This is a genomic window from Amycolatopsis sp. NBRC 101858, assembly GCF_030269325.1.
Classification (GTDB): domain Bacteria; phylum Actinomycetota; class Actinomycetes; order Mycobacteriales; family Pseudonocardiaceae; genus Amycolatopsis; species Amycolatopsis ponsaeliensis.
This window is the reverse complement of record NZ_BSTD01000008.1, coordinates 616909-629309: the sequence shown is the minus strand read 5'-3', so window position 1 is coordinate 629309 and position 12401 is coordinate 616909. Positions and strand designations below refer to the sequence as shown.

Genomic DNA, 12401 nt, shown 5'->3' with positions numbered 1-12401 from the left:
AGTCGTTCACTGTAATCGAGGAGGTCTCCGATGACGGCGCTCATCCCCCGGCGGGTGCGCAGCCTCGCTTCGCTGGCCGAGGCGCTGCTGACGCCGCACGGGATGGACCGCTACCTGGAGCTCGTCGACCCGATGCTGGTGCGCCGCGAGATCCGCGGCCTGGTCACGGCGGTGCGCAAGCAGACACCGGACAGCGTCACCCTCACCGTCAAGCCCAGCCGCGCGTGGCCCGGCTTCACCGCCGGGCAGTACGTCCGCCTGCAGGTGGAGATCGACGGCGTCCGGCGCACGCGCTGCTATTCGCCGTGCGGTTCGCAGTACGACGGTGAACTCGAGTTCACCGTCAAGGAGCAGGGCCTGGTCTCCGGGCACCTGAACCGCGCGCTCGGGGCCGGCTCGGTGGTCGGTCTGTCCACTCCGGACGGCACGTTCACGCTGCCGGCCACCCGGCCGGAGCGCGTGCTGCTGATCAGCGGCGGCAGCGGGGTCACCCCGGTGCTCGCCATGGCCCGGACGCTCGTCGATGAGGCGCACACCGGCGAGATCGTGTTCCTGCACTACTCGAACGGCCCGGCCGACGCGCTCTACCGCACCGAGCTGGCCGAGCTCGCCGCGCGGCACCCGGGTTTCCGGGTCGTGCACGCCTACACCCACACCCGGGGCGGGGACCTGCGCGGATTCTTCTCGCCGGAGCACCTCGAGCGCGTCGCACCGTGGCACCGCGACGCGGAGGCGTTCGTCTGCGGCCCGAAGCCGCTGATGGACGCCGTGCGTGATCATTTGGGTGAACGCGTGCACACCGAAGAGTTCACGCCGCCGGCGCTGACCTTCGACACGGCGAACGCCGAGGGCCAGGTCCGGTTCAAGCGCAGCGGGCGGGAGTGCGCCAACTCGGGGAAGCCGTTGCTGGAGCAGGCCGAGGAAGCGGGCCTGTCCCCGGAGCACGGCTGCCGGATGGGCATCTGCTTCTCCTGCACCCAGCTCAAGACCGCCGGTCGCGTCCGCAACGCCAAGACGGGCGAGATCTCCGGCGAAGAAGACGAAGAAATCCAGCTCTGCATCTCCGTCCCGGTCGGGGACGTCGAGATCGACGCGTAGGGAGACTGCCATGACCGGTCTGCAGGACCGCCTGACCCCGGAACAGGTCGAGGAGTTCGGCCGCGAGCTCGACGCGCTGCGGCAGCGGACCGTCGACTCCCTGGGCCAGGAAGACGTCGACTACATCCACACCATCATCAAGACGCAGCGCGGCCTGGAGGTCGCCGGGCGGGCGTTGCTGTTCGCCGGGTTCTTCCCGCCCGCGTGGCTGGCCGGCGTCGGCGCGCTGTCGGTGGCCAAGATCCTCGACAACATGGAGATCGGCCACAACGTCATGCACGGCCAGTACGACTGGACGCGCGACCCGGCGCTGAGTTCGCAGCGGTTCGAGTGGGACACCGTGGCGCCTGCCGAGAACTGGCGGCACTCGCACAACTACATCCACCACACGTACACGAACATCGTCGACAAGGACCGGGACGTCGGCTACGGGATCCTGCGGATGGACACCGCCCAGAAGTGGCACCCGTACTACCTGGGCAACCCGGTGTACGCGACGCTGCTGGCGCTGTTCTTCCAGTGGGGCGTGATGCTGCACGACCTCGAGGTCGAGAACGTCGTCAAGGGCGAGCGCACCTGGGCCGAGAACGTGCCGGTGCTCCGGCGCATCCTGCGCAAGGCGGGGCGGCAGGTCGGCAAGGACTACGTGCTGTTCCCCCTGCTGACCGGCCCGCTGGCGCCGCTGACGTTCCTCGGCAACGCGACCGCGAACCTGACCCGCAACCTGTGGGCGTTCGCGATCATCTTCTGCGGCCACTTCCCCGCCGACGTCGAAAGCTTCACCGAAGAGGAGACCGCTTCCGAGTCCCGGGGGCAGTGGTACCTGCGCCAGATCCTGGGTTCGGCGAACATCTCCGGCGGCCCGCTGTTCCACATCATGAGCGGCAACCTGTCCCACCAGATCGAGCACCACCTGTTCCCGGACATCCCGGCGCGCCGCTACCCGGAGATCGCCGGCGAGGTGCGCGCGATCTGCGAGAAGTACGGTCTGCCGTACCACACGGGCCCGCTGCACAAGCAGCTCTGGTCGGTGGCGAAGAAGATCGTGAAGCTGGCTCTCCCGCAGAGTTCGCCGTCGCCGGTTACCGTGGAACCCGACCGGCAGCTCCGAGCAGCGTGAGGGTGACATGGTGGGCCAGTTCGAACGCGACAAGGACACCCTGCAGGTGATCACCGAATCGGCCGCGACGCACGTGGGCAACATAGCCTCGATCATCACGGGCGCAATCCGCGACATCGCCCGCGAGACGGGTGACTGGCTGACGGACGTGATCGAGATGCGCGAAGCCGCACAGAAAGCCCGGGACGACGACCCGGACAGCGTTTAGCCCGGTTTCCGTAGGCGGCCTCGGGTGCGTTAGGCGCGCCCGAGGCCGCTTTCGGTATGTGGACAACCGGGCGGCCGCCGCGTTCGCGGCACCGAAACTGTCGGTGCCGCCCGGTAGCGTGAAAGACGGGGGGCGCCCCTGCGGCCGCCGCTGAGCCGAGCCGGGCATCACGTGTGATTGAAGAGGCATCACGCGTGTCCGGCGGGGCTTCTCGCGTGATTGAAGGGGCATCACACGTGATTGCCGAGCCGACACGCGTGATTGGGCAGCCGACACGGCGCGGCCCGCGGGCTTGTACCGTGTCGACCCTCCAATCACGCGAGTCGACTCCCCAATCACGCGAGCTGGCCCTTCCTATCGCCTTGCCGGCCGGTTGCGTCGAAGACGGGGGCACCCCGAGCGAGTCCCGGGGGAAAACCGGATGGGCTCGCCCTCCGAACCGGGTGAGACTGGATCCGTGACCAGCCTCGACGTCCCCCGCCTCCACCCGCTGCGCCGTGTCTTCGGGCCGCTCGCCGCGCGCGACTTCTGGGCCGAATACGCCTGGCTGTGGCTCTCCGGTCCGCTGACCCTCTTCTCCCTGGTCAGCTTCCTCGTCGTGCTCGCCGTCGGCCTCGGGCTGACCCCTTTCCTGTTCGGGTTCCTCGTCCTCGCCGGTGCCATCTCCTACGTCCGCGGCCTCGGCGCCCTGCACCGCGGGCTCGCCCGAGCCCTCCTCGGCGTCAGCGTGCCCGCCCCGCGCCGGCCCGAGCTCAAGCCCGGGCTGTGGGCCTGGGTCCGGGCCCGCGTCGGCGACCCCGCCGGCTGGCGCACCGGCGGCTACCTGCTGCTGCGCCTCCCCCTGACCTTCGCCGCGCTGCTCACGATGACCACCGCGACGCTCTACGCCCTGGCCGCGACCCCCTTCGCGTTCCTCTGGTACCCCCTCGGCGAACGGCACCTGCCGTTCTTCGACATCTACGCCGACCACTGGGTCGGCGCGCTCGCCTGGTCGGCGTCGGGGCTGCTGGTGCTCGTGGCGCTCCCGTGGGTGACGCACGCCTTCGTCTCCCTCGACCGGCTGCTCGTCGTCGGCCTGCTCGGCGCGCGTCAGCTCTCCGAGCGCGTCCGGGACCTCGAGGCGAGCCGCGCGACGGCGGTCGAGGACGCCGCGCTGCGGCTCCGGCGCATCGAACGCGACCTGCACGACGGCGCGCAGGCCCAGCTCGTCGCGCTCGCCATGAAGCTCGGGCTGGCCAAGGACGAGCTCGAAAACGTCGACCTTCCGCAGGTCAAGCAGCTGGTCACCGACGCCCACACCAACGCGAAGCAGGCCTTGATCGAGCTGCGCGACCTCGCCCGCGGCATCCACCCCGCGGCCCTCGACGCCGGGCTCGACGTCGCGCTGGCCACCCTCGTCGCGACGTCCGGGATGGACGCGCGGGTCGCCGTCGACCTGCCGCGCCGCCCGCCGCCGTCGCTGGAGACGATCGTCTACTTCAGCGCCGCCGAGCTGCTCACGAACGCCGCGAAGCACAGCGGGACGACGACGTACGTCGAAGTCACCGAAGAACGCGATGTCCTGTGGCTGCGGGTGCGCGACCGCGGCCGGGGCGGTGCCCGGCTCGTGCCGGGCGGCGGGCTGGCCGGGGTCGCCGAGCGGCTGCGGACCGTCGACGGCGAGCTGACCCTCGCGAGCCCGGCGGGCGGTCCGACCGAAGTGACCGCGCGGGTGCCGCTGCCCCGCTAGGGTCGCGGCATGCGGATCGTCATCGCGGAGGACTCGACCATCCTGCGCCAGGGCCTCGTCGAGCTGCTGACCTTCCGGGGCCACGAGGTCGTCGCCGCGGTGAAGGACGCCGACGCGCTGCGGGCCGCGGTCGAGGAGAACTCCCCCGACGTGTCCATTGTGGACATCCGGATGCCGCCGACGCACACCGACGAGGGTCTGCGGGCGGCGATCTCTTTGCGCCGCGAATCGCCGGGCCGCGCGATCCTGCTGTTCTCCCAGTACGTCGAGACGAAGTACGCGGCCCAGCTGCTGGCCGACCGCGCGGGCGGCGTCGGCTACCTGCTCAAGGACCGCGTCGCCGAGGTGTCGGACTTCCTCGACGCGCTGCGCCGGGTCTCCGACGGCGAGACGGTGCTCGACCCCGAGGTCGTCAGCCAGCTCTTCTCGGCGACCCGCCAGACCGACGCGCTCAGCGGGCTCACCCCGCGAGAGCGCGAAGTCCTGGGCCTGATGGCGGAGGGCCGGTCGAACTCCGCGATCGCCGCGAAGCTGTTCCTCTCGGCCGGATCGGTCGAAAAGTACGTGACGTCGATCTTCGGCAAGCTCGGCCTGCCACCGTCCGAAGGGGACAATCGCCGGGTGCTGGCGGTGCTGCGCTACCTGGAAACCTGAGCCTAGGCTGGAACCCATGTACTCCACCGAGATCGAGGTCCGCACCGGCTCCGAGGCCGTCGTCCACGACCTCACCCACGAGGCCGAGTCGTTCCTGCGCGATGCCGACGCGACCGACGGGCTGCTGCACGTCTGGGTCCCGCACGCCACCGCCGGGCTGGCGGTCCTCGAGACCGGGGCGGGCAGCGACGACGACCTGCTGGCCGCGCTCGACCGGCTGCTCCCCCGCGACGACCGCTGGCGGCACCGGCACGGGAGCCCGGGTCACGGCCGTGACCACGTGCTCCCGGGGCTGGTGCCGCCCTACGCGACGATCCCGGTGCTCGGCGGCGTCCTCGCGCTGGGGACCTGGCAGTCGGTCTGCCTAGTGGACACCAACCTCGACAACCCGGTCCGGAAGGTGCGATTCAGCTTCCTCGCGGGCTGACCGGCCGGGCCACAGCGCCACGAGAAGACCCGCGGCCAGCAGCGCGCCGAGCACCCGGACGCCGGTCGTGACGTCGGGCGCGCCCGGCACGCCCTGAAGCAGGCTTCGCAGGCCCTCGGTCGAGAAACGGAACGGCGTCCACGACCACAGCAGCGTGCGGTAGGCCGGGTTCAGCAGCTCCGGCACCTGCCCGGCGACCGCGGGCGCGACCAGGTAAAGCGGACCGAGGACGGCCATCGCGCGCAGCCCGAGCAGGCGCAGCAGGCCCGCTTGCAGGGCCGCGAAGGCCGTCGCGGCGAGGAAGACGAACCCCAGGACGCCGAACGTCAGCGGCAGCGCAGCGTCCCAGAGCGCGAAGAACCCGGCCACGGCCGCGGTCACGAGCACTCCGGCGCCGACGACCTGCAGCAACCGCGCGCCGGCGCCGACCGTGCGGCCGGTGCGCTTGGCCAGCTGCGTCAGTGCCAGACCCGCGACGAGCGCGCCGATCCAGGCCAGCGCGGACGCGGCCAGCGGCGCGGTCCGGCCCGCGACGCTCACCGGGTGCAGCACCTCCTGTTTCGGGGCGCCGCCCAGCGCCGACGCCGCGCCGGTCAGCGCCTGCTGCGCGACCTGGGTACCCGACGGGTTGACCGCCCCCGACGTCACGACGGTCGCCGACGGCCCTGGCCCGAGCTCCAGCACGCCGTAGACCTTCTTGTCCTCCAGCAGCTTCCGGGCATCGGCCGGGGACGCGACCGTCCAGGCGAGCTGACCGCCGCCGTGCGCCGCGATGCGCTGCGCGATCTCCGAGGGCATCCCAGTCGGGGCGATCGCCACCGGGACGCCGTCCGGTGCGGCCGTGGCCTGCGCGCCGAAGGTGAGGAACCCGAGCACCACGGCCACCAGCGCACCGGCCACGGCGGCGACCAGGGCGAGCGCCCCGGCGGGGCGCCGGACAGGACTGGTCATGACAGCCTCCAGTTATTCGTCGCTTGTTGAATTAATGGCCAAGGTACGACGGCTCCGCCAAGAAGTCAACGCGTGTTGAATAGTGCCGCCGGTAACCTCGATCTCGTGACGAAGAAGCGGCTGGTGCTCTGGGACATCGACCACACGCTGGTGGACTTCGCCCGCCTGGGCGCGGCCTGGTACGCGACGGCGTTCACCGCCGCGACCGGGGCGACCCTGCGCGTCGACCCGGTGTTCGGCGGGCGCACCGAACTGGCGACCACCACCGAGCTGCTCACGGCGAACGGCTTCGAACCCGCCCCGGACACGATCCAAGCGATGTTCAAGGCCCTGGTGGCGGAGTCGGAACGCGCCTCCCACCGCTTCGCGATCGAGGCCCGCGCGCTGCCGGGCGCGGCCGAAGCCCTGACGGCGTTCGCCGGGGACGACGGCGTCGTCCAGACGCTCGTCACCGGCAACCTGCCGGAGATCTCGCGGCACAAGCTCACGGCGTTCGGGCTGCACGAGCACCTCGACCTGGACATCGGCGGCTACGGCACGCTTTCGGTGCACCGCCCCGACCTGGTCCCGCACGCGGTGACGCTGGCGGCGGCCAAGCACGGCACGCCGTTCGACCCCGGCGCGGTGGTCGTCATCGGCGACACGCCCAACGACGTCAAGGCCGCGCTGGCCCACGGCGCGCTCTCGATCGCGGTGGCGACCGGGCTCTACAGCGCCGACGAACTGCGGGCCACCGGTGCGCACATCGTGCTGCCGGACCTCGCCGACACCGACGCCGTGAAAGCCGCCGTGTTCAGCTGAAAGTCGTCTTCGTCGTCCTCCGGAGGGTGTCAACCCTCATCCGAAGGGAGGACCCCTTAGGGGTCAATCTCCTTCCTTCGCCTGATGTGTCCGGAGACGGCTGTTCGCCACACTTCCGGGCATGGCTGAAACAGCGTCGGCGGCCGAGCCCGCCGGAGGGGGACGCATCCGCGGCACGGTCGCGGTGCTCAAGCAGCGCCTGCCGTTCACGAGCACCGTCGTGCTCGCGATGCTCGTGCTGGCCGTCGCGACGGGGGCGCTCTGGAACGCCGCCGAAGACCGCGCGGCCTACCCGTTCATCGCGTACGGACTGCCGTCGCTGGAGGCGGGCCGGTGGTGGACCATGCTCACCGGGCCGTTCTTCGCCGTCGTCCCGTGGTTCTACCTCCCGATGGTCGGCAGCTTCGCGCTCTTCGCCGGCTTCGCCGAATGGCAGCTGGGCACGCGGCGCGCGATGGCCGTGACGATCGGTGGCCAGTTCGTCTCGGTGCTCGTCGCGACGCAGTTCCTCGCGCTCTGCGGCAACTCCGGCTGGCTGTGGGCCGAGCGCATGGCGGGCAGCCTCGACGTCGGGTTCTCCGGCGGCGCGCTCGCCGCGGTCGCCGTCGCCAGCGCGACGCTGCGGCCGCCGTGGGCGCTGCGGCTGCGAGCCGGGCTCTGCGTGTACGCCGGGGTCGCCATCATCTACGTCGGCTCGCTGGCCGACCTCGTGCACTTCTTCGCGCTGCTGGCGGCGCTCCCGCTCGGCAACCGGCTCGTCGGCTCGCGGCGGATCCCTTCGGCGGGGCCGAACCTGCGGGAGTGGCGGCTGCTGACCGTCGCCGGCCTGCTGCTGCTCACCACCGCCGAGATCGTGATGTTCCTGGTGCCCGGCGAGGGCCCGTTCGGCTCCACCGAAGGGGTTTCGCTGTCGGCGCCGGAGCTGGCGATCCTCGTGCTGATCGTCGTGCCGATGATCAACGGGCTGCGCAAGGGCAGGCGCGTCGCGTGGCGCTGGGCCATCGCGCTGTCGGCTTTCGTCACGCTGCAAGCCCTCGCCGCGGCCACGGTCTACGGGCTGGCCGACTTCTTCGGCGCGGACTACGACACCACGGGCCTGCCGCTGTTCTTCGTGGACAATCTCTTGTGGACGGTCGAGCTGGGCGTCCTGATCGCCGCGCAGCACGCGTTCCGCGTCCCGTCGCGGCGACGGCTGCGGCGCCACGCGCAGGGTCCCGGAGCCTCGCTGGCCCGCACGCTGCTCGGGCACCACGGCGGCAGCACGCTGTCGTGGATGACGACCTGGCCGCGCAACACGTACTTCGTCCGCGAGGACGGCCGCTCCTACCTCGCCTACCGCCGGCACGCGGGCGTGGCCGTCGCGCTGGGCGACCCGATCGCGCCGGACGGCACGGCGGCCGCCACGGTCACCGAGTTCACCGCGATGTGCGAGAACACCGGCCTGGTGCCGTGCGTGTTCTCGGCGACCGAGGCGACGGTCGCGGCGACGGCCGAGCAGGGCTGGCAGCACGTCCAGGTCGCCGAGGACAACGTGCTCGACCTGGAGGGGCTGGAGTTCCGCGGCAAGGCGTGGCAGGACGTCCGGTCGGCGCTGAACAAGGCCGCCAAGCAGGACATCGACTTCCGGCTGGTCCGCTTGGCCGACCAGCCGGAGCCCATCCTCGCCCAGGTCCGGGCGCTGTCGGAGGAGTGGATGTCGGGCAAGGGAATGCCGGAGATGGGCTTCACCCTCGGCGGCCTCGACGAGGCGATGGACCCGGCGACGCGCGTCGGCCTGGCGGTGGACGCGGAGGGCACGGTCCACGGCGTGACGTCGTGGATGCCGGTCCACACGGGCGCGGGCAAGGTGGGCGGCTGGACGCTGGACGTGATGCGCCGCAGCCCCCACGGTTTCCGCCCGGTGATGGAGTTCCTGATCGCCTCGGCCTGCGTCCAGTTCCGCGCGGAGGGCGCGCGGTTCGTGTCGCTGTCGGGAGCACCCCTGGCCCGCACGAGCGACGAAGGCCCGGCACGCACGGTCGACCGCGCGCTGGAGTCGCTGGGCCGGGTCATGGAGCCGTACTACGGATTCCGTTCCCTGCACGCGTTCAAGGCGAAGTTCCAGCCGCGGCACGTGCCGCTGTACCTGGCTTACCGCGACGAGGCGGACCTGCCGCGGATCGGGCTGGCGCTGAGCCGGGCGTATCTGCCGGACGTCCGGCTGCGCGAGCTGGCGAAGCTGGCCCGGAAGCGCTGAGTCAGCGGTAGGTGGTCGGCGGCGGAGTGGTCGTGCTCCGGTCCGCCGCCGGCACGAACCGGTAGCTCTTCAGGATTCCCACCAGGTCCTCCCGGATCGTCGGCCCGGAGCGGTCGGCATCGGCGTACGCCACCACCACGCCCGACGCGCTCCCGTTGCCGAACGCCATCGCGGCGACCAGAGCGTGCTTCGCCACGCACTTGTCCTGGTCGGTCGGGACCACCTCGGCGACCACGATCCGCGCCGGGGCCTTCGACCCATCGGCCTTCGTGAGCTGGGCGTCCGTGCCCGCGTCCGCGGTCACCGCCGCCGGCGGGCCGTTGTCCGGGCTGAACGCGCTCACCCCGAGGTCCGTCACCGCCTTGCGGGCCGCCGCGTCCGGGTCGGCGAGCGGCTCCGTCGTGACACCCGCGCCGCCGAGGTTCGCGTGCTCGCAGAAGTCCTCGCCCAGGAACGCGCTCGTGATGAGGCGGATCCCCGGCACCGCGGCGGTCTTCTCCCAGCCGTGGAGCGTGCCGGGCTCGGGCTTCCACGCCGGCGGGACGTCGTAGGCGTACGAGCCGTCCCGGGCCGCGACCGACTGCCAGCCGCTCGTCACCGCGGGAACGACCGTCCGCGGCGCCGGCATCTCCACCCGCGGCGGACGCGACGTCGGCGTCGACGACGTGTGGTGCGTCTTGCCCACGCCCAGCGCGTTCAGCACGCCCGCGATCAGCGCGATCAGCACGAGCCCGAGCCACGGCGCCCGCCGCCACTTCAGCGGCTTCGGCGCCGGGCGGATCCGCTTCGGCTGCGCCCTCGGCGGCTCCGGCGGCGGTGTGGGCGAGGGCGTCGGCGCGTCCGCGGGTTCGTAGCCGCCGAACCCGCGGAGCGCCGCGTTGTCCTCGTACCCCGGCGTCGGGTCGTCCGAGCGCCGGGAGAACAGGCCCATCAGGACCGGACGAGCTTGACCAGGTGTTCGACGACGGCGTCGACCGCGATCTCCTCGCGCTCGCCCGTCCGCCGGTCCTTGACCTCGACGACGCCGTTGGCCAGGCCGCGCCCGACCACCAGGATGGTCGGCACGCCGACCAGTTCGGCGTCGGCGAACTTGACGCCCGGCGTCGCCTTGCGGTCGTCGAGGATGATCTCGAGACCGGCCGTGTCCAGCTCGGCGGCGAGCTTCTCGGCGCCGGCGCGCACCGCGTCGTCCTTGCCCGCGATGACGATGTGCACGTCGAACGGCGACACCTCGCGCGGCCAGATGATGCCGAGGTCGTCGTGGTTCTGCTCGGCGAGCACGCCGACCAGCCGCGAGACGCCGACGCCGTAGGACCCCATCGTGATCCGGATCGGCTTGGAGTCGGGGCCGAGCGCGTCGAGCTCGAACGCGTCCGCGTACTTGCGGCCGAGCTGGAAGATGTGCCCGATCTCGATGCCGCGCGCGGCGACCAGCGTGCCGTGGCCGTCCGGCGACGCGTCGCCCTCGCGGACCTCGGCGGCCTCGATGGTGCCGTCCGGGGTGAAGTCGCGGCCGGCCAGCAGGTCGACGACGTGGTGGTCGACCTTGTCGGCCCCGGTGACCCAGGCGGTGCCGGGCACGATCCGGGGGTCGGCGAGGTAGCGCACGCCGTTGTCCTGCAGGGCCTTCGGGCCGATGTAGCCCTTGACCAGGAACGGGTTCTTGGCGAAGTCGGCCTCGTCGAGCAGCGCGACCTCGGCGGGCTCGAGCGACGCTTCGAGGCGCTTCAGGTCCACTTCGCGGTCGCCGGGGAGCGCGACGCAGACCAGCTCCCACTCCTTCGCCCCGGGCTGACGCGCCTTGAGCATGACGTTCTTCAGCGTGTCCGCGGCGGTGAACTCACGGCCGAGCCCGGCCGCGTTGAGGAAGTTCACCAGCGACTCGATGGTCGGCGTGTTCGGCGTGTGGTGCACCTGCGCCTCGGGCCGGCCTTCGATCGGCTGCGCGGGCGGTGCGGGCGTCACGACGGCTTCGACGTTCGCCGCGTAGCCCGACTCCGTGCTGCGGACGTAGGTGTCCTCACCCGTCTCGGCGACCGCGAGGAACTCCTCCGACGCCGAGCCGCCCATGGCCCCCGACGTCGCCTTGACCACGACGTACTCGAGGCCGAGGCGGTCGAACAGCTTCGTGTAGGCGGCGCGGTGGGCCTGGTAGGAGCGCTCCAGGCCCTCGTCGTCGAGGTCGAACGAGTACGAGTCCTTCATGACGAACTCGCGGCCGCGCAGGATGCCGGCGCGGGGACGCGCTTCGTCGCGGTACTTCGTCTGGATCTGGTAGAGCGTGACGGGGTAGTCGCGGTAGGAGGTGAACTCGCCCTTGACCGTCAGCGTGAACAGCTCTTCGTGCGTCGGGCCGAGGAGGTAGTCGGCGCCCTTGCGGTCCTTCAGGCGGAACAGGCTGTCGCCGTACTCGGTCCAGCGGCCGGTCGCCTCGTAGGGCTCCTTCGGCAGCAGCGCGGGGAACTGGATCTCCTGCGCGCCGATGGCGTTCATCTCGTCGCGCACGACAGCCTCGATGCGGCGCAGCACGCGCAGGCCGAGCGGCAGCCACGAGTACCCGCCCGGGGCGACCCGGCGGACGTAGCCGGCGCGTACCAGGAGCCGGTGGCTCGGTACCTCGGCGTCCGCCGGATCCTCGCGCAAGGTGCGAAGGAACAACGACGAAGTCCTGGTGATCACTGCGGGGCTCCCTGCTCCGGGCGGGTGTGAAAGTCCCGCTCAGGGTAGTCACTCCCCCGGCCGTGACTCCAACGGGTTACTCGACGGCCCGTTTTTGTCGGTGGTCGCCGCTAGCTTCGGGACATGGCGATCCACATGGGCATGATCACGATCGACTGCGCCGATCCGCGCGGTCTGGCGGCGTTCTGGACGGCGGCGCTGGGCACCACGGTCGCCCAGGACTACGGCGGCGAGTTCCTGGTGCTGGCACCCCCGGAGGGCGGGCTGCCGCTGGGCCTGCAGCGAGTACCGGAGCCTCGCGCAGGGAAGAACCGGGTCCACGTCGACTTCGGCGGGGATGATCGGGCAGCGGAGGTGAAACGGCTGGTGGAGCTGGGTGCGAAGGAGGTGGCCGAGCATTCCGTGCCGGGTTTGGCGTGGACCGTGCTGACCGATCCGGAGGGCAACGAGTTCTGCGTCTCGGGAGGTGAGCACTAGCGGGTCGCGACGCGCGGCAGC

The 12401-nt window shown here is 71.6% G+C and carries 12 protein-coding genes; 9 read left to right on the top strand and 3 right to left on the bottom strand.

Going from position 1 to position 12401, the window contains the following annotated elements:
* Positions 1 to 30: 30 nt before the first annotated feature.
* The 6 genes from QSK39_RS50145 to QSK39_RS50120 all read left to right on the top strand — a co-directional run bounded on the left by QSK39_RS50145 (position 31) and on the right by QSK39_RS50120 (position 5236).
* Complete coding sequence (locus QSK39_RS50145; RefSeq protein ID WP_285484915.1) at positions 31 to 1098, top strand: ferredoxin reductase; 1068 nt, start codon at positions 31 to 33, stop codon at positions 1096 to 1098.
* Positions 1099 to 1108: 10 nt separating this feature from the next.
* Entirely contained in the window at positions 1109 to 2218 is a 1110-nt protein-coding gene (locus QSK39_RS50140; RefSeq protein ID WP_285484914.1) for a fatty acid desaturase family protein, read from the top strand.
* A 7-nt stretch (positions 2219 to 2225) separates the two neighbouring features.
* Positions 2226 to 2426, top strand: a complete 201-nt coding sequence (locus QSK39_RS50135) for a hypothetical protein (RefSeq protein WP_285484913.1) — start codon at positions 2226 to 2228, stop codon at positions 2424 to 2426.
* Between the two features lie 421 nt (positions 2427 to 2847).
* The gene (locus QSK39_RS50130; protein ID WP_285484912.1) at positions 2848 to 4155 is read left to right on the top strand and encodes a sensor histidine kinase; all 1308 of its coding nucleotides are present in this window, start codon (positions 2848 to 2850) and stop codon (positions 4153 to 4155) included.
* A gap of 9 nt (positions 4156 to 4164) precedes the next feature.
* Positions 4165 to 4809: a response regulator transcription factor gene (locus tag QSK39_RS50125; protein ID WP_284746522.1), complete on the top strand. Its 645-nt coding sequence runs from the start codon at positions 4165 to 4167 to the stop codon at positions 4807 to 4809.
* Between the two features lie 16 nt (positions 4810 to 4825).
* Entirely contained in the window at positions 4826 to 5236 is a 411-nt protein-coding gene (locus QSK39_RS50120) for a YjbQ family protein (protein WP_285484911.1), read from the top strand.
* On the opposite strand, the gene QSK39_RS50115 is transcribed toward QSK39_RS50120, so the two are convergent.
* Positions 5174 to 6187 (bottom strand): YhgE/Pip domain-containing protein, encoded by a 1014-nt coding sequence (locus tag QSK39_RS50115; RefSeq protein ID WP_285484910.1) that lies wholly within the window; start codon positions 6185 to 6187, stop codon positions 5174 to 5176. The genes QSK39_RS50120 and QSK39_RS50115 overlap by 63 nt on opposite strands.
* 105 nt (positions 6188 to 6292) lie before the next feature.
* Between QSK39_RS50115 and QSK39_RS50110 the strand changes: the two genes are divergently transcribed.
* A complete protein-coding gene (locus tag QSK39_RS50110; RefSeq protein ID WP_285484909.1) occupies positions 6293 to 6988 on the top strand; it encodes a haloacid dehalogenase-like hydrolase in 696 nt (231 codons plus the stop codon).
* A gap of 121 nt (positions 6989 to 7109) precedes the next feature.
* Positions 7110 to 9224 carry a bifunctional lysylphosphatidylglycerol flippase/synthetase MprF gene (locus QSK39_RS50105; RefSeq protein ID WP_502873385.1) on the top strand — a complete coding sequence of 705 codons (2115 nt, stop codon included), beginning with the start codon at positions 7110 to 7112 and terminating at the stop codon, positions 9222 to 9224.
* 1 nt (position 9225) lies between these two features.
* Here QSK39_RS50105 and QSK39_RS50100 read toward each other — a convergent pair whose 3' ends face one another.
* The gene (locus QSK39_RS50100) at positions 9226 to 10155 is read right to left on the bottom strand and encodes a DUF8017 domain-containing protein (protein WP_285484908.1); all 930 of its coding nucleotides are present in this window, start codon (positions 10153 to 10155) and stop codon (positions 9226 to 9228) included.
* On the bottom strand, positions 10155 to 11903 hold the full coding sequence (locus tag QSK39_RS50095; protein WP_285484907.1) for a proline--tRNA ligase: 1749 nt from the start codon (positions 11901 to 11903) through the stop codon (positions 10155 to 10157). The genes QSK39_RS50100 and QSK39_RS50095 overlap by 1 nt, the downstream gene beginning before the upstream one ends.
* A 123-nt stretch (positions 11904 to 12026) precedes the next feature.
* Here QSK39_RS50095 and QSK39_RS50090 point away from each other — a divergent pair, with 123 nt between their 5' ends.
* Positions 12027 to 12380 carry a VOC family protein gene (locus QSK39_RS50090; protein WP_285484906.1) on the top strand — a complete coding sequence of 118 codons (354 nt, stop codon included), beginning with the start codon at positions 12027 to 12029 and terminating at the stop codon, positions 12378 to 12380.
* Positions 12381 to 12401: the final 21 nt, after the last annotated feature.

Bases quoted from the DNA above. Each gene is read 5' to 3' on its own strand.
- QSK39_RS50140 (WP_285484914.1), top strand. From the start codon at position 1,109: ATGACCGGTCTGCAGGACCGCCTGACCCCGGAACAGGTCGAGGAGTTC.
- QSK39_RS50125 (WP_284746522.1), top strand. From the start codon at position 4,165: ATGCGGATCGTCATCGCGGAGGACTCGACCATCCTGCGCCAGGGCCTC.
- QSK39_RS50115 (WP_285484910.1), bottom strand. From the start codon at position 6,187: ATGACCAGTCCTGTCCGGCGCCCCGCCGGGGCGCTCGCCCTGGTCGCC.
- QSK39_RS50130 (WP_285484912.1), top strand. From the start codon at position 2,848: ATGGGCTCGCCCTCCGAACCGGGTGAGACTGGATCCGTGACCAGCCTC.
- QSK39_RS50090 (WP_285484906.1), top strand. From the start codon at position 12,027: ATGGCGATCCACATGGGCATGATCACGATCGACTGCGCCGATCCGCGC.
- QSK39_RS50145 (WP_285484915.1), top strand. From the start codon at position 31: ATGACGGCGCTCATCCCCCGGCGGGTGCGCAGCCTCGCTTCGCTGGCC.
- QSK39_RS50100 (WP_285484908.1), bottom strand. From the start codon at position 10,155: ATGGGCCTGTTCTCCCGGCGCTCGGACGACCCGACGCCGGGGTACGAG.
- QSK39_RS50120 (WP_285484911.1), top strand. From the start codon at position 4,826: ATGTACTCCACCGAGATCGAGGTCCGCACCGGCTCCGAGGCCGTCGTC.
- QSK39_RS50105 (WP_502873385.1), top strand. From the start codon at position 7,110: ATGGCTGAAACAGCGTCGGCGGCCGAGCCCGCCGGAGGGGGACGCATC.
- QSK39_RS50135 (WP_285484913.1), top strand. From the start codon at position 2,226: ATGGTGGGCCAGTTCGAACGCGACAAGGACACCCTGCAGGTGATCACC.